At 48.8% G+C, this 22,754-nt stretch carries 18 protein-coding genes; 4 read left to right on the forward strand and 14 right to left on the reverse strand.

The window, feature by feature from the left end:
- The first annotated feature begins 122 nt into the window (after nucleotides 1–122).
- The 3 genes from serC to Dia5BBH33_RS06505 are packed head-to-tail and all read left to right on the forward strand — an operon-like array spanning nucleotide 123 to nucleotide 3,489.
- On the forward strand, nucleotides 123–1,193 hold the full coding sequence (gene serC / locus Dia5BBH33_RS06495; RefSeq protein WP_022381709.1) for a 3-phosphoserine/phosphohydroxythreonine transaminase: 1,071 nt from the start codon (nucleotides 123–125) through the stop codon (nucleotides 1,191–1,193).
- A gap of 40 nt (nucleotides 1,194–1,233) precedes the next feature.
- Nucleotides 1,234–2,823, forward strand: a complete 1,590-nt coding sequence (gene serA / locus Dia5BBH33_RS06500) for a phosphoglycerate dehydrogenase (protein ID WP_022381708.1) — start codon at nucleotides 1,234–1,236, stop codon at nucleotides 2,821–2,823.
- Between the two features lie 27 nt (nucleotides 2,824–2,850).
- On the forward strand, nucleotides 2,851–3,489 hold the full coding sequence (locus Dia5BBH33_RS06505; RefSeq protein WP_143332606.1) for a histidine phosphatase family protein: 639 nt from the start codon (nucleotides 2,851–2,853) through the stop codon (nucleotides 3,487–3,489).
- Nucleotides 3,490–3,672: 183 nt separating this feature from the next.
- Here the strand turns inward: Dia5BBH33_RS06505 and Dia5BBH33_RS06510 are convergent, their stop codons facing one another.
- The 12 genes from Dia5BBH33_RS06510 to Dia5BBH33_RS06565 all read right to left on the reverse strand — a co-directional run bounded on the left by Dia5BBH33_RS06510 (nucleotide 3,673) and on the right by Dia5BBH33_RS06565 (nucleotide 18,583).
- Nucleotides 3,673–5,313 carry an IS3 family transposase gene (locus Dia5BBH33_RS06510; protein WP_108850122.1) on the reverse strand — a complete coding sequence of 547 codons (1,641 nt, stop codon included), beginning with the start codon at nucleotides 5,311–5,313 and terminating at the stop codon, nucleotides 3,673–3,675.
- A gap of 188 nt (nucleotides 5,314–5,501) precedes the next feature.
- A complete protein-coding gene (locus Dia5BBH33_RS06515) occupies nucleotides 5,502–6,125 on the reverse strand; it encodes a hypothetical protein (RefSeq protein ID WP_143332607.1) in 624 nt (207 codons plus the stop codon).
- A 136-nt stretch (nucleotides 6,126–6,261) separates the two neighbouring features.
- Nucleotides 6,262–7,128, reverse strand: a complete 867-nt coding sequence (locus Dia5BBH33_RS06520; RefSeq protein ID WP_022381541.1) for a LysR family transcriptional regulator — start codon at nucleotides 7,126–7,128, stop codon at nucleotides 6,262–6,264.
- Between the two features lie 191 nt (nucleotides 7,129–7,319).
- Nucleotides 7,320–7,994: a M48 family metallopeptidase gene (locus Dia5BBH33_RS06525; protein ID WP_022381540.1), complete on the reverse strand. Its 675-nt coding sequence runs from the start codon at nucleotides 7,992–7,994 to the stop codon at nucleotides 7,320–7,322.
- Between the two features lie 66 nt (nucleotides 7,995–8,060).
- On the reverse strand, nucleotides 8,061–9,299 hold the full coding sequence (locus tag Dia5BBH33_RS06530) for an aminotransferase class I/II-fold pyridoxal phosphate-dependent enzyme (protein WP_143332608.1): 1,239 nt from the start codon (nucleotides 9,297–9,299) through the stop codon (nucleotides 8,061–8,063).
- Nucleotides 9,300–9,375: 76 nt separating this feature from the next.
- Nucleotides 9,376–10,320, reverse strand: a complete 945-nt coding sequence (gene ftsY / locus Dia5BBH33_RS06535; protein WP_022381538.1) for a signal recognition particle-docking protein FtsY — start codon at nucleotides 10,318–10,320, stop codon at nucleotides 9,376–9,378.
- 73 nt (nucleotides 10,321–10,393) lie between these two features.
- Complete coding sequence (gene smc / locus Dia5BBH33_RS06540) at nucleotides 10,394–13,930, reverse strand: chromosome segregation protein SMC (protein WP_143332609.1); 3,537 nt, start codon at nucleotides 13,928–13,930, stop codon at nucleotides 10,394–10,396.
- 112 nt (nucleotides 13,931–14,042) lie between these two features.
- Nucleotides 14,043–14,636 (reverse strand): DNA-3-methyladenine glycosylase, encoded by a 594-nt coding sequence (locus tag Dia5BBH33_RS06545; RefSeq protein WP_108850804.1) that lies wholly within the window; start codon nucleotides 14,634–14,636, stop codon nucleotides 14,043–14,045.
- Nucleotides 14,633–15,706, reverse strand: a complete 1,074-nt coding sequence (locus Dia5BBH33_RS06550) for an efflux RND transporter periplasmic adaptor subunit (protein ID WP_022381535.1) — start codon at nucleotides 15,704–15,706, stop codon at nucleotides 14,633–14,635. The genes Dia5BBH33_RS06545 and Dia5BBH33_RS06550 overlap by 4 nt, the downstream gene beginning before the upstream one ends.
- A 19-nt stretch (nucleotides 15,707–15,725) precedes the next feature.
- On the reverse strand, nucleotides 15,726–16,943 hold the full coding sequence (locus Dia5BBH33_RS06555) for an FprA family A-type flavoprotein (RefSeq protein WP_108850803.1): 1,218 nt from the start codon (nucleotides 16,941–16,943) through the stop codon (nucleotides 15,726–15,728).
- Nucleotides 16,944–17,116: 173 nt separating this feature from the next.
- Nucleotides 17,117–17,770, reverse strand: a complete 654-nt coding sequence (locus tag Dia5BBH33_RS06560; RefSeq protein WP_143332610.1) for an amino acid ABC transporter permease — start codon at nucleotides 17,768–17,770, stop codon at nucleotides 17,117–17,119.
- Nucleotides 17,771–17,782: 12 nt separating this feature from the next.
- Nucleotides 17,783–18,583 carry a transporter substrate-binding domain-containing protein gene (locus Dia5BBH33_RS06565; protein WP_022381532.1) on the reverse strand — a complete coding sequence of 267 codons (801 nt, stop codon included), beginning with the start codon at nucleotides 18,581–18,583 and terminating at the stop codon, nucleotides 17,783–17,785.
- 270 nt (nucleotides 18,584–18,853) lie between these two features.
- Between Dia5BBH33_RS06565 and Dia5BBH33_RS06570 the strand changes: the two genes are divergently transcribed.
- The gene (locus Dia5BBH33_RS06570; RefSeq protein ID WP_143332102.1) at nucleotides 18,854–20,431 is read left to right on the forward strand and encodes an IS1182 family transposase; all 1,578 of its coding nucleotides are present in this window, start codon (nucleotides 18,854–18,856) and stop codon (nucleotides 20,429–20,431) included.
- Between the two features lie 200 nt (nucleotides 20,432–20,631).
- On the opposite strand, the gene Dia5BBH33_RS06575 is transcribed toward Dia5BBH33_RS06570, so the two are convergent.
- Both Dia5BBH33_RS06575 and Dia5BBH33_RS06580 read right to left on the reverse strand, forming a co-directional pair.
- Nucleotides 20,632–22,287, reverse strand: coding sequence for an MATE family efflux transporter (locus Dia5BBH33_RS06575; protein ID WP_022381531.1), 1,656 nt, complete (start codon nucleotides 22,285–22,287; stop codon nucleotides 20,632–20,634).
- Between the two features lie 118 nt (nucleotides 22,288–22,405).
- Nucleotides 22,406–22,726 (reverse strand): hypothetical protein, encoded by a 321-nt coding sequence (locus tag Dia5BBH33_RS06580; protein WP_022381530.1) that lies wholly within the window; start codon nucleotides 22,724–22,726, stop codon nucleotides 22,406–22,408.
- Nucleotides 22,727–22,754 lie beyond the last annotated feature (28 nt).

Here is a 22,754-nt window from a genome sequence, read left to right on the forward strand (position 1 = left end):
ATGAAGAGCGTTTTTTTATGGATACAACAGATTGGCAGCGGCTAAATTGGGTGGCACCGCGAGAAAAAGAGAAGCTCGTCCCATGGGACGTCTTCTCTTTTTGTGTTTTCAGGAGGATACAAATGAAACGTGTATTTAACTTTAACGCAGGCCCTTCCCCCATGCCGATCGAAGTGCTCGAAGAAATGAAAAATGATCTGACCGATTTCCGCGGAACCGGAATGGGCATCACGGAAATCAGCCACCGCTCCCCCGTTTTCCAGGATATGCTCGATGAAACGAAAGCATACCTTCGCCAGATGATGAAACTGGATGATGATTATGAAATCGTCTTCATGCAGGGCGGCGGCACGATGCAGTTCCTGATGACAGGCTGCAATTTCCTTCACACAAGAGGCGCCTATGCCGATACCGGCGTCTGGGCGCACAAGGCAAGAAACACGGCCGCTTTCTTCGGTGAAACGTACGATGCCAATACAGCCAAGGACAGAAATTACGCCTATATCCCGGACACCTACGATATCCGTCCCGATACGAATTACCTTTACATCTGCGCCAACAATACGATTTACGGCACGGAATACAAGGACTTCCCAAAGGTCGATGTTCCCCTCATCTGCGATATGTCCTCTGACATTCTTTCCAGAGAAATCGATTTCAACCAGTTCGACATGATTTGGGCCGGGATCCAGAAGAATTTGGGCGCAGCCGGAGCCGCATTTGCAGTAATCAGAAAAGGCCTTCTTGAAAAAGCAAGGACGGATATTCCTGAATACCTCCAGTACCAGACTTTCGTCAAGAATGATTCCACATACAACACGCCGCCTGTCTTCTGCATTTACACGCTGAACCGGATGCTTCACTGGATCTGGAATATGGGCGGGCTCAAAGCGATTGAAGAAAGAAATAAGGTAAAAGCCGGACTTATTTATGACACCATCGACCAGAGCGGCGGTTTCTACAAAGGCCACGCTGATGTGAAGGACAGAAGCATGATGAACGTTACCTTCAACCTCGCGACGCCAGAACTGGAAAAGGATTTCGTCGAGAAAGCCAAGAAGAATGACTTCATCGGCGTCAAAGGCCACCGTCTTGTAGGAGGCCTCCGCATCTCCCTCTACAACGCAGTCACGCCGGAAGCCGCAAAAGCGCTTGCCGATTTCATGAAAGAATACAAAAGAACCAACGGTTAATCATCATACCTGAAACCATTACCCCCAAGGAGGAATCATCATGTACAGAATTTTCATCACCGCCGACGTTGCCAAAGAAGCCAAGGAAATCCTTGAAAAGGAATTTATTGTAGATATCCAGCCGAATATGGAAGAAGATGAGCTCTGCAAAGTCATTGCTGACTATGATGCCATCATTACAAGAAGCCAGACACGCGTCACCAAGAAGGTCATTGATGCGGCTGTGAACCTGAAGGTTATCGGCAGAGCCGGTGTCGGTATCGACGGCATCGATATTCCCGAAGCTACCAAGAAAGGCATCACTGTCGTCAATACGCCTGAATCCAATACGATTGCAGCCTGCGAGCACACAATTGCTCTGATGCTCTCCATGACGCGCCACATTCCGCAGGCACACCAGTCCATCATGGAAGGCCGCTGGGACAGAAAGAGCTTCACAGGCATCCAGCTTCTGAACAAGACCGTCGGCATCATCGGCGTCGGCCGCGTAGGTTCCAATGTGGCTAAACGTCTGCAGGCTTTCAACATGAAGACCATCGGCTATGATCCTTATATCCCGCTGGAAAGAGGCCAGCAGCTCGGCGTGGAACTGACCGATCTGGATACACTTCTCCGTGAATCTGACTACATCACCCTCCACACACCGCTTACAGATGAGACACGCGGTATGATTGATAAAGAAGCCATTGCAAAGATGAAAGACGGCGTCCGCATCGTCAATGCATCCCGCGGTGCAGTCGTCGATATCGAAGCGCTCGCCGAGGCACTGAAGAATGGAAAAGTCGCCGGAGCCGGTATTGACGTATGGCCGCACGAACCGCTGAAGCCGGAAGAAAACCCGTTCCTCGGTCTGACCAATGTCGCTCTCACCCCTCACCTTGGCGCATCCACAAAAGAAGCGCAGGCAGGCGTTGCCACTGATGTTGCCATCGGTGTAGCGCAGGCTCTCCATGGTGAACCGGTTGCAACCGCTGTCAATGCTTCCCCGATTACAAAAGCAACACTCAATGTCATCCAGCCATACTTCGACCTCTGCGAAAGAATGGGCAACATCGGCATCGACCTGGCCGGCGGCAGGATTTCCGGCGTCAATGTCGAATATACCGGCGAACTGGCTGAAACAGAAACAGCACCTCTTACGACCGCTGTCTTAAAGGGTCTCCTTGCTCCGGTCCTCCAGCAGACGGTCAACTTCGTCAATGCAAGAGGCATTGCAGAAGAGCGCCACATGGAAGTCCGCGAAGTCAAAGCCAGAAAGGGCCATTACTTCACCAACACGATTTCCCTCACCATCGACACAGACAAAGGAACCCACAGAATCACCGGCTCCCTCTTTGACAGAAAAGAAGCCAAGATTGTTTCCCTCGATCATTTCAGAGTCGACTTCGAGCCAAAAGGCTGCATCATCATCGCTCCGCATGAAGACAAGCCGGGCATGATCGGTCAGGTAGCTGGCGTTCTCGGCGCTGCCGGCATCAACATCAACGGCATGCAGGTCGGAGCTTCCAATGACAAGGGCATCAACGTCATGGCAGTCGCTGTCGACAAGGATATCCCAACCGCTGTCCTCCCGTCCCTCATGAATATCGAAGGGATCAAGGACGTCAAAGTCATCCACTGCGAACATTAATCCAGAAATTAAGAAAAAGGAGCCATCATGGTACGAATTATTCTGATCCGCCACGGGGAAACCACATGGAATACGGAAGGCCGCTATCAGGGCCAGGAAGATACCCCGCTTTCCGAAAAAGGCATCCGTCAGGGCATGGCTTGCGCAGAAGGACTGAAGGACATCCACATCGACCGTGCTATTTCCAGTCCCCTCTCCCGTTCCTATGAAACATGCCGGATGGCGGCTGAGAAGCATGGCCTTGTCGTAGAAAAGGACGAAAGGCTGACAGAAATCAGTCACGGTCTTTGGGAAGGCATCCATGCCGATGAGATCGAAGCCAGGTATCCGGAATCCTTCTATCTCTGGCATACCCATCCGGAAAAAGTACAGATGCCGGAAGGCGAATGCCTGGAAGATGTCAGGAAACGTGTCCGCGCTGCTTTTGACGAATATGCAGAAAAGTATGACGGGGAAACCGTCCTCGTCGCAGCGCACGATGCAGTAAATAAGGTCATCATCTGCGACCTCTTCGGCATGGGCATCGGCCGCTTCTGGCAGATCAAGCAGGACAATGCCTGCATCAACGTCCTCGAATATGACAAGGGCATCTGGAGGCTTGTCACGATGAATTCCACACCGCACCTGGGCTACCTCATCAGCGGAATGGAGCAAAAAGGATTATAAGGAAATGAAAAGGAGCTGTGACAAAATATCCAATCATTTTGCTACAGCTCCTTTTGTGCTGATATATTCAATTAGAAGATTATCCAACACATTTATATATTTGTGTTATCTGAAGACCTCAAAACCTCGTTGCACTCGAAGGAAAGGGGGTGCGGATATTTTTTTGGACCATTCTGGTAGTACTTACATTATCCCTAAGCTTTCTCTGTATTCTACTGGACTCATGCCGCCCAAGGTAATTTTAATTCGGTCTTCATTATACCAATGAAGATAATCGTCTAGGTAAGCTATGAATTCTTTAATGGATACACCTATCCAGCTTCTATTATAGAACATTTCGTTTTTTACTCTTCCAAAGACACCTTCACAAGCAGCATTATCCGGCGAGCACCCTTTTTTCGACATGGATCTTGTCCAGCCGAATTTCTTCATCAAGGCGATCCATCCAGGCCATTGGTAATGTATACCGCGGTCTGAATGAACGATAGGATGCTTGTCATCGCCCAGGGCCTCTCTCGCTTTTACCAGCATGGTATTGACCAGTTTGGCATTCGGCGACGTGCCGATCGTCCATGCGACAATCTTGCCGTCAAAGACGTCAGTTATAGCTGACAGGTATACTTTCCCTGCAGATATGTGGAATTCCGTAATATCTGTGAGAAGCAGCTTTCCTAATTCGTCGGCATGAAAATTCCTGTTAACGAGATTAGGGGCAGGTGAAATTTCTCCTTTGTAGGAGCTATACTTTTTAGCTTTTTTGCGGTATGGAACCAGATGATCCTCTTTCATAAAGCGGCGGACGAGCTTCTCAGAAAGAATTTTCCCATCTTTTCTGAGCGCTAACCAGATTCTCCGGTAACCATAAACCGACCGGTTCTTCTTAAATTTGTCTTTGATGGTTTCGCGTATTTCCGCATATTTATCTCCCGCCTTCATAGCGGATTTCTGGTAGAAATATGAGGCTTTAGCCATATTTAGCACCGTCAGCAGTTTCTTCAGGGGATACTTGCTGCGGCTCAGAAGGGCATCAATCACGATGGCTTTTTCCCGATTGGTCAGTGTTTTTAGACTGATGCCCTCTTCTTTTTTTATTGTTTCTGCAGCTATCTCGAGGGCTTCGTACTCGATCCGTTTAATAAGAGTCTGCTCGCCAAGCTCCTTATACTCTTTCGCAAGTGTCTGGCACTTTTCATCAAGAGACTTCGTCTTCTCTCCCAGTGACTGATTGGCTTTCAGCAATGCTTTATTCTCTTTGCGGAGGTTTTCCATATTTCTAAGCAGTACTTGCATTTCTTCTTTTAAAGATTCAATCGTTACTTCCGAGTCCTTTTTAGACATTGTTGCCAGCCTCCTTTGGAACAATTCCTCGAGGAAGCCTAAGTCCTTGTAGATAGCGTTAGAGGCTATCTCAATTTCTTCGAATGGATTCTCCTGAATCAGTGGACTGCTTCCCGTCTGTCGATCTTGCCCCCATTTTACAGGGTTCTGGTCAGCTTGCCAATGATCGTTTTCGTTAAGGTTGTATTTCTCAACCCATATTTTCAATCTCTGCGTGCTGCTGGGATAGCCTATTTCCCTGATGGTGCGCCGCAGATCGCCGCAATTTACGAAGTATTTGACGGCTAATGTTTTTTGTTTGAGAGAATATCCGTCATCAAATCCGTCTACTTCGTGAATCTCTCTGGAGAACTTGAATTCCCGGCACCATTGACGCAACACTTTTATGTCGTGAGGATAGCCGAGCGTTCTCATAATGCCTTTGAGCCCCATGCCCGAATCGACGTGCAGTTTGACTGCCTTTAAGCGCTCTTCATGCGAATACATAAATTGACCTCCTGACACCTCTGTCAATTGGTCCAACTTTTTGTCCGCGTCCCCAAATGATGTTTCAGTCGCCTCCGGCGCCAGCTCCCCCTACGGGGCAAGCTCAAACACCCTTAAACCGAACTTCGTTCAAGAAAAGAAATACAGTGTTTTGGTGGATTTTGTCACATCCCCTTTTTGCACTTTTATCAATGATTCATTGATGCCTGCGGAGTGCGGTCCGGTGCTGTATCACCGGATAAGTTGGAAGGAATATCGGTCGGAACGCGGCGGTACGGGAATGTTTTGTAAATATCCCTCATCATTTCATCGAGGATATAAACATTTCTGACAAAGCTTTCATCTTCTGTCTTCCAGTAGGAAGCCTTATCATCCCTGACAATGCCGTCTGCTTTCTTATAGGAGTAGATATCGATCCTGGCTGCTGTCTCAATGAATGCATCTCCATCCGAGAAAAGCATGGGGTGCATGATGATCTGCTGCCAGCGGGAGATGACCGGCATGACGACGATATCTGCTCCTGTCTGTTCAGCAAGAGCAGGAAGCTCTGAAGGCGAATACGCTTTGCCAGTATATCCCTCCGTATCCAGTTTCCTGTAGTAAGGATAGCGGAATATCGTATTCATCTCGCGGTTCACATACGAGGCCGCATAGTCGCCGTCACCAAAGAGAGCCGGCAGGAAAAGCACTGTCCTCGTATTGTCAAAATAGCCCAGCTTGCGGTTCATGACCTGCTCATCAGCTGCCATGGACACCGTGCCTGCACCCAAAATGAGGAGAAGAGCAAGAAACCATCCAAAGATTTTTTTCATAGGAAATCCTCCCTTCGATTCATGTCCTTTTCTGTATTGTAGCACGTTCAGGAAAGGGACGTCATGGGCCCGTCCCCCTCCGGACATCAAAAAAGCAGACCGCTTTGCATAGGCAGTCTGCTTTTATTCTTATCATTTACACACCGAAGTACTTGCGGATGTAGTCGACGAAAATCCTGACAGGCGTCGACTGAAGCATCGGTTCTTTGTAGATGAGGTGACTCGGTCTTAAGATCGGTTTCTTCTGTCTGTCGTAAATCATCTCACGATTGACACTCGGAGCGCATTTCGGAAGAAGATCGGCCGGAATCAAGGAATGACCAAGACCCTGGTTGACGATTTCCACGCAGGTCAGGCAGTCAGACACTGTCAGCATGAAATGCGGGGAATCGGAGAAGTTATGTCTCCACCAGCGGGTACGGAGTTCATCAAGGGACGGATCACTCCTGTAACGGATGGATGGCTGTCCCGGAAGTGTATTGTAATCGATTTCCTTGGCAGAAATCAGGTAGAGAGGCGCATCTTCAAGCAGGATGTCGGAATCCGGCCATTCCTGATTGCCTCTTACGATGGCAAGATGGATGTCTTCCTTCTTCACCAGCTTGACCAGGCGGTCGCTCGTATCCGTCGTCAGGGAAATTTCAATATCACTGTATTCGTCTACAAATCCCTTCAGGATAGCCGGCATATGGGACTGCGCAAAAGACTGGCTCGCGCCAATGCGGAGAACGCCGGAAATGGAATTCGGTTCATGCGTGACATAGTTCTTCATATCCTGATACTGCTGCAGCTCTTTTTCCGCGAAGGAGAAGAGCCTGTTGCCCGCATCTGTGAAATGCACACCTTTATTGGTACGGATGAAAAGTGGACATCCTATTTCCTTTTCCATCTGGCTCAGCCTGTACGTCAAAGAAGGCTGTGTCATGAACAGCCGCTTTGCTACCTTATTGATACTCCGCTCTTCGCGCAAATAGATGAGGATTTTCCAATCCGTGTTATTCATTCGATTACCTCACGAAACCTTTACCACTACCATAAAAAGATTTTGGTATAGAATTATTTTATTAGATTATACCATAAGTTGGCAACAGACAGAAAGACTATATTCGATATTTTTGAGAAAATTGCAAAAAAATTCAATAAGCCACGCATTTTATAATGACCGCGCGGCAGATTCCTGGCAATTTCACCACTTTAAATGAATTCCCTCGGACTCCGAGATAATATTTTCTGGCGTTCCTTGTAATCAGGTACCCAATGCGCCATCAGGTCATGAAACCTCCGCGTATGTCCCTTTTCGAGAAGATGATTGAGTTCATGGACGACGACACCCTCGATGCAGGCGCCATCTTTTGTGATCAGATCGAGAGCGAAGCATAATTCGCCTGTCTTCACATTGCAGCTCCCCCATCTTCCCTTCATTTTCCGGATTGTTATATCGCCTGGAAATACACCCATCGTTTCAGCCCATTTTTTGATATACATCACGACGATCCGCCTCAGCATATCGCGCGACCATTCCTCATAAATTTTTCTGACGCTCGTTCTTGAAGAACGGACAGTTATCATGACATCCCGCCCGTTAAGGGTGCAGGCATTCGATGCGCCGCCTGCCACATGGAGCGTCACTTTCTTTCCCAGAAGAATATGCTCTTCCCCATCGGTATATTCATATTCCACTGCTTCCGGCGTCTTCTCAAGAGTCGCCAGGATCCAGTCTTTTTTCTCCGTCAGGAAACGGCGGATCAGATCTTCACTGCAGGTGCGGGGAGCCGTCACGAAAACATGCCTGCCGCGTCCGACATGGATATACATGCGGCTGATGCGCTTTCTGATGACTTCCACTTCTCCCACGCCTTCTATATACATGTGCCCTCCATAAAAAAGAGGCTGTGACAAAATGCATGCATCTTGTCACAGCTCCCATGTGATTTTTTATAACTGTCCTGTTCTTTCCATGGCTGCTTTGAGCTTTGCTGCAATGCCATGCATTTTCTTCTTGCTGACTGCACAGACGGCGATTCTTACGCCGGCAGCGAGCGGAACAAGGTAAATGTGGTCGTCATAGAGCGCCTTGCAGGCAGCTTTGGAGTCCTTTGCAGGGACGGAAATGAAGAACCCGGATTTGTAAGGAAGAATCGGAAGCCCAACTTCTTTCGCCTCTTCGACGAAAATAGCCGCTCTTTCCTGAATCAGCTTATAATATTCTTCCTTTTCCGTTTCCCATTCATTTCGGAGCTTCTCATCTTCCCAGATACGGCAGAGCGTTTCCTGTGCACCCCGTACTGTATTGGACCATGTTGCGCGGCTTGTGAAGGAATTGATATCACTGAATTCGGTGATGACATCCTGACTGGAGGAAATCGCAATCAGTGCGCCGCTTCTGAGACCGTACATCGTGAAGCCCTTGGACATGCTGTATTCCACAAGGACAAGGATATTCTCATGCAGTTTGCTGAACTTGGAGAAGAAATCTCTGGCATCCGGTCCTGCATAATCCAGGTAAGCCACGTCTGCAAAAAGAATCATGTGCTTTCCTTTTTCAGCAAGCTCAGTAAAGAGGGAAATGACGAAATCCCAGTCTTCACTCGTCAGCGCATGGCCGGTCGGATTGTGTGCCGGCGAATTGATGATGGCCATGACATTTTCCTGATTTTCAGCCATGTGCAGGATATTTCCTTCAAAGGAAGCCCTGTTGAACTGGGGATCCTCGTCAAAAAGCTTGTAAGTGCGCAGCTTCCTGTTATTGTCTTCGCAGATTGTCTTGTATGCGCCCCAGTACCAGTCGGACGTCAGGACTTCATCGCCGGGGGATGTGTAGTTATGGACAGCATGATGGATGCCGCCGGTTCCGCCAGTTGTCGAAATGGCTGCCGTATAGGCATCCGGACGATGGCTGCCAAAGCAGACGGCCTGTGCATCTTCCAGGTACTTGGGAGTGCCTGCGATCGGTGCATAGGAAATAATATCTGCCATCGGCAGGGATTTGAAAACTCTTTCCACAACAGGCAGGCAGACGATTTTTTCATCGTCATCCAGAATCGTGCCGATCGTCGCATTGACGACATGCTCAGCCCCGATTTTCTGAATATCCGCTTTCGCTGCAGCGGATGTGCCGAAAATCACATCATTGGATTTCTTCCCCTTCGCATGGGGTGCTGCCAGACTTACCATAAAAATGCGCCTCTTTTTCAGATCAATAAAAGTATGAAAACTCTTTGGAAATCAAGTGCAGGCCGGATCTGCCCGGTTATACCTTTGTGCTTTCTCCGGAAGCATGATCGGTTGTTTCAAAAAGGGCCTTTGCAAAGTCCTTCGCATTGAAGCGTTCAAGATCGTCTTCTCTTTCTCCCAGGCCGATCCATTTGACCGGGACATGGAGCTCTTCATAAATGGAAAGGACGACGCCGCCCTTGGCTGTTCCGTCAAGCTTTGTCAGGACGACGCCTGTCAGCGGAACGATTTCACCAAAATTTTTTGCCTGGCTGACAGCATTCTGCCCTGTCGTTGCATCAAGGACAAGAAGCGTCTGATGCGGAGCATCCGGAATGACCTTCTTGACGACACGGCTGATCTTTGCCAGTTCTTCCATCAGGTTGACCTTTGTCTGAAGACGGCCGGCCGTATCTATCAGGACTACATCTGCGCCTCTTGCCTTAGCGGCAGAGACAGCATCAAAAGCAACGGCCGCAGGATCTGCGCCTTCCGCATGCTTGACAATGTCAGCGCCGGTGCGTTCTGCCCAGATTGTCAGCTGTTCGGATGCCGCTGCACGGAATGTATCGGCAGCCGCCAGAAGGACTTTCTTTCCTTCCTTGTGATAGCGGGCCGACATCTTGCCGATTGTCGTCGTCTTGCCCACACCGTTGACGCCTACGACCAGAATGACCTCTGGATGATGCACTTCCTTCAGATCCTTCTCGTCATCCTTCAGAAGTTCTTCCACTGTCTTTTCCATGAAAGGCATGACTTCGTTCGTATTGTGGATCGTGCCTTCGGTAACACCGCGGCGGATCTGCCTCATCAGGAAATCCGTCGTGCGGACACCGATATCCCCGGAAAGAAGTACCATTTCCAGGTCTTCCAGGAAGTCCTCGTCAATCGTTGCATAGCCGATGACAACGCTCTCTATATTCTTGATCAAAGACTCTTTTGTCTTTGTCAGCCCTTTGCGAATTTTATCAAAAAATCCCATTGTACCCTCCTTTAGTCCTTACCCTTATATGGCTATTGTATCATTTACGTGAAAATTACGCCCGAACATTTCATCATTCCACGTAATCTTTCATTTTGACCGTCACAAGCGAAGAGACGCCTTTTTCTCCCATGGTGACGCCCTGCAGTGTATCAGCAAATTCCATCGTTCTCTTCCTGTGGGAAATGACGATGAACTGTGTCTTTTTCTTGTATTCGGCAATCATGCGGCTGTACCGGTCCACGTTGGAATCATCGAGCGCCGCATCGATTTCATCGACAAAGCAGAAGGGAGCAGGCCTGTATGCCATGAAGGAAATCAGGAGCGCAATGACCGTCAGCGCTCTTTCGCCGCCGGACATCAGCGTCAGCGGCTGGCGCTTTTTGCCGGGAAGCTGCAGGTACATTTCCACGCCGCATTCCAGAGGATGCTCCGGATCGGTCAGTTCAAGCTTCGCGCTGCCGCCCTGGAACATGATCTGCATGATGCGCCCGAATTCCTGATTGACTTTGGTGAAGGCTTCGTCAAACTGCGATGCCATCTTCTCATCGATATCCTTGATGACCGTCCGGAGCTCTTCTTCAGCGCCCCTCATGTCGTTGATCTGTTCTTCGTAGAAGTTTCTCTTTTTCAGATGCTCTTCATACTCTTCCTCGCCGGCCGGATTGACCGTGCCAAGATCGGCAATCTTTCCCGCGAGCACCTTGTCACGGTTCTTCATTTCATTCAGGGTTCCCGGAAGCTTCAGCGTTTCCACTTCTTCACGGGTCATCCCCTCTTCACTGATTTTTTGCAGCTCTTCAGCCTCTTCTTCCTTGAACCGTTCCAAACGCGCTTTCTTATCCGCCAGATCCTTTTCAACAGATGAGGACTTCTCCTGCGCCTTTCTCCAGGCTGCCTGGCTGTCGCGTTCAAGCGCTGCATACCTGTCAGTCTCGCCCTGCAGGGATTCCTGCTTCGTGCGGATGGACTCCCATTTTCCGTTTGCCTCTTCGAAATCCTGATTCAGTTTTTCCAGTGTTTCAGCAAGATTTTTCTTTGCTTCTTCATTGGCTTTCTTTTTATTTTCGAGGTCTTCCCTGTCTTTCTTCTGGTCTTCCTGCGCCTTTTTGGCGTCGTTCATCATGCGCTTTGCAAAGGATGCACGGCTTTCTGCCTTCGTCAGTCCTTCTCGGATGGCAATGAGTTCGCCTGCCTTATCATCGATCTGTTTGCGGATAGCAAGGCTCTTCTCATCTTTTCCTGGTTCAGGAATATCCTCATACGTTTTGAGAAGCTCCCGGCCTTCCGTCATCTGCTGAACGGATTTTTCCAGAGACTCGCTGATGGAAGCAAGGGCATCTTTTCCTTCTTTCAGGCGGGTTTCCTGATCCGTCTTGGTCTTTTCAAGGCCATCCTTCTGCCCTTTGAAGGAAGCAAGCGCCAGATCCATCTGATGCCAGGATTCGCGTTCTCCTGCCACCTTTTCAGAAAGGCTGTCCCTTGCCGTTTCCTTTTCCTGTTTCCTTTTCCTTAAATCAGCAAGGTCCTTTTCGCGCTTCTTTTCTTCTGCGTAAAGTTCCTTGATTTCTTCTTTTCTTCCGAAGTAGGTATTTTCCTTCTTCTTCATGGATCCGCCGGTCATGGAGCCTCCGGCATTGACGATCTGACCGTCCAGCGTGACAATGCGCAGGCGGTAGCCGTACTTCTTGGAGACTCTTCTTGCCGCATCAAGATCTTTGGCAATCAGAGTCCTTCCCAGAAGGGAGTGGAGAAGATCCTGATACAGGGAGTCCGTCTCGAAGAGGTCAGCGGCAATGCCAAGGATTCCCTCTTCCCGGGAAGCTTCCTGTTCTCTTCCGGAATAAGAGGACGGCTTCATGGATTCAAGCGGATAGAATGTCGCACGGCCAAGGTTCTTTTCCTTCAGCCAGCGGATGATGTCCCCGGCTGATTTTGTCGTATCTGTGACAATGTTTGAAATCTGGCTTCCCAGAGCCACTTCTGCAGCAGCTGTATATTCTGACGGGACATGGATCAATTCGCCAAGAGCGCCATGAACGGCGTCTCCGAAGATGGCCCTGTTTTCCATGACTGTCTTCGTTGTTCTGGAAAAGCTTGCATATTCCTTATCTGCCTTTTCCAGGTACTCGCGGTGGGAATGGATGGTACGGAAAGAGGATTCCGCTTCATTCAATTCATTTCCAATGGAGAAGCATTCATTTCTTGCCTTATCGAGTGCTTTTCTGTCGCGGATACCCTCTTCCTTCAGTTGTTCCTGACGGGCCATGGCCTCTTTTTCTTCTGCGAGCAGGCTTGCGAGCGCCTCATTCGTTTTTTGGAGTTCGCCCTCGATGCTCTTTGCTGCCTCTTCCCTTCTGGATGATTCTCCCTTAAGACGGCGGACCTCATTATCCAGGTACGCCAGTCCCTGCTCAAGCTTCTGCTTTTCTGCCATTTTCTGCCGGCTGAAATTCAGGATTTCGGAATACGCCTTTTCAGATGCTTCCAACTCTCCGGCCAGTTTTTCCTTCTCGGCTTCTGCCTGATTCTGCTTTGCAAGCCAGTCTGCCTTTTCGGCTTCGGCTGCCTTCATTTCCTCTTCATCATTCTGGATTTCTTCGATCAGTTCTTCTTCGGCTTCTTTCTGATCTTCTTCATCCTCTTTGAGCTCTTCTGTTCTTTTTTTCTCCTGTTCGAGTGCTTCTTCCTTGATCTTGTAGTCTACGCGGATACCATCGAGTTTCTCCTTAGCTTCTGCGAAATCCGTGCCTGCCTTCTTCACCTTTTCCTGATGGAGAAGCGTTTCCTGTTCGAGCTTGGCAAGAGCAGCCGCTGCTTTTGTAAGCTCTGCCTTCCACTTCACACTATCCTGCTCAAGAGTTTCCGTTTCCGCCTTGTGCTTTTCGAGGGATTCTTTGATGGAATCAAGCTTTAAGGCAGACATCGTCGCCTGCACGGCTCTTTTTTCCGCTGCAAGCGCCTTGTATGCTTTTGCTTTTTCTGCCTTTTCCTTCATCGGCCCGGTCTGTTCATCAAGCATCGCCATCATATCCTTGACACGGTCCATGTTTTCCGCCGTTTTGACAAGCTTCTGCAGGCCTTCATTCTTTCTCATGCGGTACAGGCTGATGCCCGCCACATCTTCAAAAATGGCTCTTCTTTCTTCCGGTTTTGCCGTCAGTACTTCATCGACCCTGTTCTGCCCGATAATGGCAAGGGAACCCTTCCCGAGCCCTGTGTTGGCCAGAAGCTCATGAATATCCTTCAGGCGGCAGTTCCTTTTATTGATCTGGAAATCACTGTCCCCATTGCGAAGAATTCTTCTTGTGATGGAAACTTCTGCTGTATCGAGCGGCAGCTCCCTGTTGGAATTGTCCAGTACCAGCGTGACTTCCGCGCCGTTCTTCCTCGTCCTTGATTCGGAACCTGCGAAAATGATATCCTCGCTTTTCTGTCCGCGCAGATTGCGGACATTCTGTTCCCCGAGCACCCAGCGCACAGCGTCGGAAATATTGCTTTTCCCGCAGCCGTTCGGGCCTACGATGACAGTCATTCCATCGGCGAATTCTATGGTTGTCTTATCCGCAAAGGATTTGAATCCCTGCAGAATCAAACGGAGTAATTTCATAATCTCTCCCTTTCAGGCATATATTTTCTATATTATACAGGAACAGGACGAAAAATGGGAATACAGCGCCTTCCGTCAAAAAACGCCGGAAGTTCGTGCCTCCGGCGTTTCCTTATTTCTTTGTAATGAAGGGGCTTCCTTCCAGTGTGAATCTCCAGGGGAAGCTCTTCCCGTACCTGGCGTAATCGATGTTGATGCGTTTGCTGCGCTTGACGGGATACGGCCCGTCATTCCTGCTTTCGATCCAAAGGGTATCTCCCGTAAGGTCTGTCCCGTAGAAGGATTTATTAAGGCCCATTGCCTGCGTCAGGCGCCCGGGACCGGAGGCCAGAAGCTTCATCTTGTCTGTATGGCGTCTTTCCTTCATAAGATCGATTCCATCCAGCGGTTCAAGTGCTCTTAAAAGTACGCTCGTCCCTTCTCCCTCATGGCCGCACACCACATTGAGGCAGGTGTACATCCCATAGATGAGGTAGAGGTAGGCATGTCCGCCTTCTCCGAAGATAACTCGGGTTCTTGGCGTCAAACCTTTGAAGGCATGGGCACCGTCATCTTCATGGCCCCGCCAGATACCGCCGTATGCTTCGCATTCCACGATGCGCCCAGCGGTAATCCCATCCGGCGAACGATGGACAAGGACGGCTCCTATGAGCTTCTTTGCCGTTTCAACGGAATCTCCCAGGAAGTCTTCTCTTACCCATTTCATTTCACATCGACCTGCATGCCCATTTCAATGCCCTTCGGAGGATCGGTAATAACGCGGTCTCCTTCAGACAAACCATCCATGATCATCGCATAGCCGCCCTGACGGCTTGCAATGGAAACGTCCTTGATATCGACGAGGTTTCCATCATTGACGATGGCAACCGTATTGTCTCCGATAATCGCAGAGTCCGGAATCATGATGCAGGAAACATTCTGCCCGCTTTCCACACGGATATCATACTCATTTCCGATTGTGATTTCATTCTGCGGATTATCTACCTGAATCTTATAGGTGGTATATTTTTCACCATTCTGATTTGGCTGCTGCTTGAGCTCGCCGTACCATACACCCTTGCCATCGCTCATAGACACGGTCAGTGTCTTTTCATCCTTTGCCTTTTCCATCACGGAATCAAGACGGACAGGAAGCTCGATCGTTGCGACGACTGGTGAATCCTGACGGATGACGAGTGCTGGTTTCCCTGCCATTGCCATGTGCGTATCTCCAAGATAAACCTGGGAGACGACGCCGCTGATCGGCGCGCGGACAGTGCAGGAAGCAATCGTTTTCTGAAGCGTCTGGAGTGATGCAATCAGTCCGGGATCAGGAGCTCCGCCGCCAGAAACAGCACCGCCGGACGGCATGCTTCTTCCCTTGATTTTTTCATATTCAGCTCTTGTGATGATTCCCTGCTTCAAAAGGGAAGCCTCAAGGCTGTTATCTACGGAAGGACCGTTGTAGACAGGCGCTGCCTGGGCAGAAGATTCTGCGATTTTCTGCTGCAGGGCCGATGCCTGCGCTTCATACTGTGATGCGTCGATCTTGAAGAGGACATCGCCTGCCTTGACTGTCGCTCCGATATCCGGCGGGTTTGAAATCAGGCCGCCTGATACGGAAGGAATGACAGGCGCCGTATGAAGGGCTTCCGGAGCCGCTTTTGTTTCCAATGTAAAAGGTTCTGTACTGATGGCCGCTTTTGTCACATGAACGGAAGGCGTATTTCCGCATCCAGACAGCACCATGACAGCCGCGGCGCAAGTCGCAGCCAGAGCCATCATCCATTTTTTCATTCTTTAACCTTCTTTTCTGTTATTTTTCCTTAAGTATGTCTTCTGCAATGATATCTGCCAGTTTTTCAATATCTGCATCATCATCATGCATGGAGGAGACGATATGAACCGGATCCCCCAGCAATTCGCAGTTCTTCCACTTCGATACGACATCCTTCATCAGCTGGCCGCTGACATTCGGTGTCCAGCTGCTGTTCCCGATGATGGAAACCTTTCTGTTCGTGACATTCATTTCCGTGCAGATGGCAAGGAATGCGCTCATCAGGGGATTGACTGTCATATTCATTGTCGAAGCGGCAAGAACGATGTGGCTTCTGCGGAGAATTTCTGTAAATGAATCAGCAAGGGAGACCGTGCAGACGTCCACCATCTTCAGGTTCCTGATGCCGCGCTTGGCAAGCTTGGCCGCAAGGACTTCAGCCGCCATAGCCGTATTGCCATAAGCAGAAGCGATGAAAATGTTGACTGACTGGTAATCCGGCGTCCAGGAAGCCCATTTCTTGTATTCCCCGATCAGGAAATCTATGTCTTCCTTCCTGCGGATGACCGGGCCATGGAGCGAGCAGATATAACGGACATCAAGCGCATCCACTTTCTTCAGGGCTGAGAGGACCTGCGGGCCGAAGCGGGCAACAATATTGGCATAATACTTGCGGCATTCGCCCAGGTATTCTTCTTTGTAATCCACGTCGTCAGCGAAAATGGAACCATTCAGGATACCGAATGTGCCGAATCCATCTGCGGTGAAAAGGACCTCCTCTGTTTCATCATACGTGAAGGTGACTTCCGGCCAGTGAACCATCGGAGCCTTGAGGAAACGCAGCTTGTGCATGCCAAGATCGATGACGAGCTTTTCGTCGGATGTAATGTATCTTTCAGGCATGGATACCTGGAAGTACTGTCCAAGCATCTTGAGTGCCTGCGCCGAAGCCACGATCTTTGCTTCTGGGTATGCCATGGCAAGCGCCAGAAGGGACCCGCTGTGATCGGGTTCCATATGGTTGACCACGATGTAATCCAGCTTGCGGCCGTGAAGCAGATGGCTGACATTGCCGATGAAAAGATCACGGATTACGGTATCTGTCGTATCGATGACAGCTGTCTTTTCGTCGTCGATGAAATAACTGTTATATGTCACCCCGGATTTCAGAGGAATCAGATTTTCAAATCTGGGGGAATTGAAGTCGTTGCCGCCCACCCAGTAAATATGAGGGGTCACTTGTTGTTCGTTATGCATTTTCAGGCTCCCTTGTTATTGACAGAAACATAAATATCTTATGTAAATTGCTATCGCCACACTCATTAGTATATCACGAAAAGCCCCTTTCGTGAGACGTGAAATCCCATCAAAACGGGCATAAGAATACAAAAAACTTCGATAAGATGAAGCGGCAGATTTCCTATGGTTTCCTACGCCCTCTTCCTTTCAAGACGGGCAAGCAGGCGGCCGGTCGTCACGGTCAGAATGAGGTAAATCAGGCCTGTCGTGATGAAGGTCTCCCAGACGCGGTAGTATTCCGCATTGGCTGCATTGGCCCAGTACATGAGCTCGGGCGCGGCAATGACGGAAGCCAGTGAAGAGTCCTTGATGAGACTGACAAAGGAATTTCCAAGCGCCGGAAGGACGGAACGAACAGCCTGCGGAAGAACGACATAGCGAAGGCACTGCCAGTGCGAAAGCCCCAGCGCCCTTGCCGCTTCCTCCTGCCCTTCATCGACAGCGAGGATGCCGCCCCGGATTGTCTCAGCGATATAAGCCCCCGCATTGATGGAAAGCGCCAGCATTGCCGCCAGCGTCCCGTCCGGTTTCCTCATGAGCAGAGGAATAATTCCGAAGTATACGACAAGAAGCTGCAGCAGAAGAGGCGTGCCGCGAATGCACTCCATGAAACAGGCCTCGGGAAGGGAGAGGAATTTCCTCCCCGATACCCGGAGGACTGCCAGGAAGAGACCGAGGAAGAATCCCGCCAGTGATGCGGTGACGGAGAGTTCGATCGTCAGCTTTGTCCCTGATATGAAGAAAGGAACATATGCTTCAAGGATGTTCCAATTGAAATCAAACATCATACCGCTTCCTTACTTCTTCAAACTTGCCAGGACCTTCTCGTCCGGCTTTGTCTTGAACCATTCCTCATAGAGGCGCGAGTACGTTCCGTCTTCCACCATGGAAGAAATGGCCTTGTCCAGCTTTTCCTTAAGCGCCGTATTGTCCTTAGCATAAAGAATGCCAAAGTATTCCGGCTTGAACGCCTGATCATCATAAACAATCACAAGGTGCTGGTCCGGATACTGCGCCTGGATGGATTTCAGGGATGTTTCATCCCCTACTATGGCATCTGCCTGCCCTCCGATCAGCATCTGGATGGACATGGGTGTCTTTTTAATGACAGGAGCATTCTTGCCGAGAAGTTTCTCAAGAGCTTCCTGTCCTGTCGATCCATTCTGGACAGCAATGGCTTCTATGTCAGAGCGCTTCAAATCCTCAGCACTTCGGATATCCTTGTCCGGCCTTGTTAGGATGGCCTGACGGGAAATGAAGTAAGGCTTCGAGAAAAGATACGATGCCTCCCTTTCCTTTGTAATCGTGATTCCGGAAATGGCAAGATCTGCCTGATGGGAACGGATCTGCTCAAAAAGAGCTTCCCATCCTGCATCGCCAAGCTCTGCCGAAAGGCCTGCACGTTTGGCTGCTTCTTCGAGAAACACCGCATCAAAGCCTGTAATCTTCCCATCCTTCATATATTCGAACGGCTTCCAGTTCGCATGCGTCACTGCATGAATCTTGCCCGTTTCCCTGCCGCTGTCATTCCCGCAGCCTGACAAGGTAAGTCCGGCGGCAAGCAGCAGGGCTGCCGCTCCTATCCAGTATTTCTTCATATCTATCCCATCCTCTATACAGAAAAATTTCACTTTCCTCTATTATAGAAGGATTTTAGATATAATACAACTTGTTCACTATCTAATTATTTGTCTTATATCTTGTACAGTTTTCAGATTCTATCACTAAACTCACGTTTTTAGAGCTCCGTATGATTCAAGGCAAAGGGCATGCAAAAAGGGGATGTGACAAAATTCATCCCAACAAAAAGGGCTCTGCCCCGGATCATTTGGTCCGGGGCAGAGCCTTTCGTGTTATAATTTTTTACAATGAAAAATAACAACACTAGCAATCATTTTACCGCAGAACAAGGCATTTTGCCAATGTTTCCCTCTGAGATTCTCAATGTCGATGATCCTGTTTTAATGTATGACAGATTTATGGAGGAAATCGATCTTAAAAAGTACCTTCGTTACATACCGACGCGTGGCGCTGGCAGACCCAGGTATAATCCCGTCAACATGCTGAAAACGATCATCTATGGTTTCGCAGAAGAAGGATATTGCTCTTTTAGAAAACTTGAAGATAATTGCAGGGTTAATATCAGATATATGTACCTGATGAATTATGAAGCCCCATCCTATCGGACATTCTGTCATTTCGTGAAGGGCTTTCTTAAGTATTCTCTCAAGGATATCTTTTATTCAATTACGAAAGAACTCTGCGGCAAACTCAACGTGGATTTGCAGCATATATATATTGACGGTTCCAAGTTTGAAGCGAACGCAAATAAATACAGCTGGGTATGGAAGAAATCCGCTGAAAAATCCCGCTACAAGCTTTTTGCCAAGATTACCAGCCTTTTTGAGTTACTCAATGATGATCTTAAGTATGACCATATGAGTGTAAACATCAATACAGAATACGCTCCGGACTATCTGCGTCTGGTATTGGATAAATTAAAAGAAATCTGGCAGATTGATGAGACGGCCTTTGTTCATGGAAGCGGGCATCGCAAGTCCGATCATCAACGCAAGTATGAGCAGCTTAAGGCATATACATCAAAACTTGAAGAATATGTTGAGAAGATACAGATATGCGGTACTTCCAGAAACAGTTATTCGAAGACCGATACGGATGCAACATTCATGCGAATCAAGTCGGACTACATGGGAAATGATCAGCTTCTGCCTGCATACAATGTCCAAATAGGTGTTGCCGATGAATTTATTGCCGTAATTGATGTTAACCAGTATCGTTCAGATATGGATTGCTTCGTACCGCTGATGGAGGAATTCCACGAAGTCTATGGGGCTTATCCTAAGTATCCTGTGGCAGATGCAGGATATGGATCTTTCAACAATTACATCTATTGCGAGCAGCACGGTATGGAAAAGTATATGAAATTCCCCATGTACAAGAAAGAAACGAAAGACAAGAAATACCATACCAATCCGTTTCGGCCAATAAACTTTAGAGTTGATGAGAATGGAACCATCCGTTGTCCAAATGACAGGGCTTTCAAATTTATCTATAGACATCTGGTCAGAGGGAACTTATACGGCAGGCAGGAGGAAGTATTTGAATGCGAAGACTGCCAAGGATGCCCGCTGGCAGAGCAATGTAAAAAGACCCCGAAGAACAAAAGAATCTCATTGAGCAGAGAACGGAATAACATGTACCAGGAGGTTCAGGATAATCTGGAAAGCATCCATGGAGCCCTGCTAAGAATGAACCGGTCAATCCAGGCTGAAGGAACTTTTGGAATCATGAAACATGACAGATGGTACAAAAGAATCGTCAGAAAAGGGATAGATTCTGTAAAAGCCGAGTTATACCTGGTAGCACTTGGCTATAATTTAAGGAAATACATCACAAAAATAATGCGTATAAGGATTGCCGCCTAAGACAATATAATTAAAAGTCTTATGGGGGTAAGGGGGCTTACGCGCATTTTTACGTAAAAGGCTTACAGCAGAGCTAAAAATGATGAAATAAAGACGCAAAAAAGAGGCTGCAACAAAATGATTAACCATTTTGTCACAGCCCCCTGTGTCATTCAGGCTGACGAGGATGTGTTTCCAGTATCCGCCTCTTATAGATAACCCTAAGGCACGTAGGCCCTCGTCGCATGGCCTAGTATGGATAAATGAAGATCCGTCAGAAGAGCCTTTCTGATCGGAAGGACCCTCCGTGTTTCAGTAAAGATATCTACTTCTGCTTCCTTGACGTTCTGGATGAGAACGGAAAGTTTCTCTTCCATTTCCGTCATAAAAGCGATTAATTTTTCTGCCTGTTTTATGTTCATTTCAACAACAGCGCGGATAGAATGATCTTCCCCGGAAAAAGCGGCTGCATAAGCAGGCATGCCGGAAGCTGCTGTCTTGAGTTTGAAAAATGCCAGGATATTGTCGATGACCGGTACGGGTCTTCCGTCCATGACTCTTTCGACATAGAACAGTCTGAGAACCATGAGGAGCGCCGAGCATCCTACGCCGAAATCAAGGCCGAGCCAGTAAGAAGCTGCGCCAAGATCCGTCACGCTGTCCAGAAGGATGCTCATTGGGAAGCATCCGCCCCAGTAAGCGGCAACCATGAGGACGAAGGATACGCGTGTATCTTTCAATCCGCGAAGAATTCCCTGAATCGGAGTGGAAATCGCGTCGAAGAGCTGCCATCCGGCGCTGTAGATCAGGAACTGTGCTGCAATGGCTGCGACAGCTGCATCATCCGTGTATACCATTCCGATGGAATGACGGAAGAAGAGCGTAAAGGAAACGGTCATAAGAGCGCCAGCCATCGCTGTGATGAAACCGGCTTTTTTATAACGGCGTGCCAGGGAAATATCCCCTGCACCTGCTGCTGTTGCAATCAGGATTGTCAGCGCCATGGAGCAGCTGACTGGAAGCATGTACACGAGACTTGCGAAGTTGTCCGCAATCTGGTAAGCCGCCAGCGTATCCGTGCCGTACCTGGCAAGGAACACGATGATCAGGCTGAAAAGGCTCATTTCCATGAAAATGGACATGCCGCTTGGAACACCGACGACCAGGTATTCCTTCAGGTCTGCTCTGCGGATCTTAAAGGAAGAGAAAATATTCTTTCCCATAAATTCCTTCGTGGTAAGAATCACTGCAAGGAAGAGTGCGAGAAGGCATCCGTACGTAATCATCGTAGCAACGCCTGCGCCGATACCGCCAAGTCTCGGGAATCCGAAGTGTCCGTAAATGAAGAGATAATCAAGCACCGCATTCACTGGCGGAGCAATGAGGAAGAGCTTCATGGAAACAGACGTGGATCCTGCCGTGTCTGTCAGGCAGCGAAGTGGAATGATCAATGTCACGAAAGTCACGACACCCACCATAGAAAGCAGGTAGCCGCGGGCAATATGTTCAACGGCCGGTTCAAGAGCAAGGTATTCCATCAGGTTGTCGACGAAAAGGAAGTAGCCTGCTGCAAAGACGGCGGAAATGAAAAGTCCGATCATAAGGCCTGTACGGACTATCAGAGGAAGATCTTCCTTCTTCTTCTGTCCGAGAAGCTGTGCCATCATAGGCGTGCCAGCCATCAGAAGGCCGATAATGGAAGCCAGGATCGGATAGAAAAGACCGGCTCCGACAGAAACTCCGGCCAGATCATCCGCACCTGCGTGACCTGCCATCGTTGTATTGATAAAGGTAATGCCTGCCGTAGATACCTGAGCGACCAGGATCGGTATCATCACTGACAATAATTTTTTTATATCGTTTTTCACGAAAAACATGTTCTCACTCTCCAGAAAATTCCATCAAAAAAGACGCCTCGCAGCGTCTGATTCATCAGATATTTTATGGATGATTTAAACATAAGCCTTTCTTTTACTGGTCGACAAAAGAAAGCGCTTAGATCCACTCGCCGCGCGGAGTTCCCTTCCACGCGAAATCATGAAAGGAAACCGGGCACCGTAAAAAGCCGGATGCCCCGTCATTCAGTTGTTCCCGTTTTCCTTCAAGTCCGGAGGACCTGAGGGCCATAGCAGCCCATCCCCCTGCGCCGATGAATCCTTTAAAGAAGGATGTGAAAGGCGAAAGAACTCTTTTGAAGTTGAAGTTCACTCTGGACGGTACCAGAAGATTGGCTCCTTCTACATAGAAAGAAGCCATGGCAAAAAGGATATACATGCTTCCGTACATCTCAAGATCCATCAAGTCTTCAATTCTCATCGTCTTTCCCTCCTTCCTGTTATATGCA

It is taken from the genome of Dialister hominis (assembly GCF_007164725.1).
Classification (GTDB): Bacteria; Bacillota; Negativicutes; order Veillonellales; family Dialisteraceae; genus Dialister; species Dialister hominis.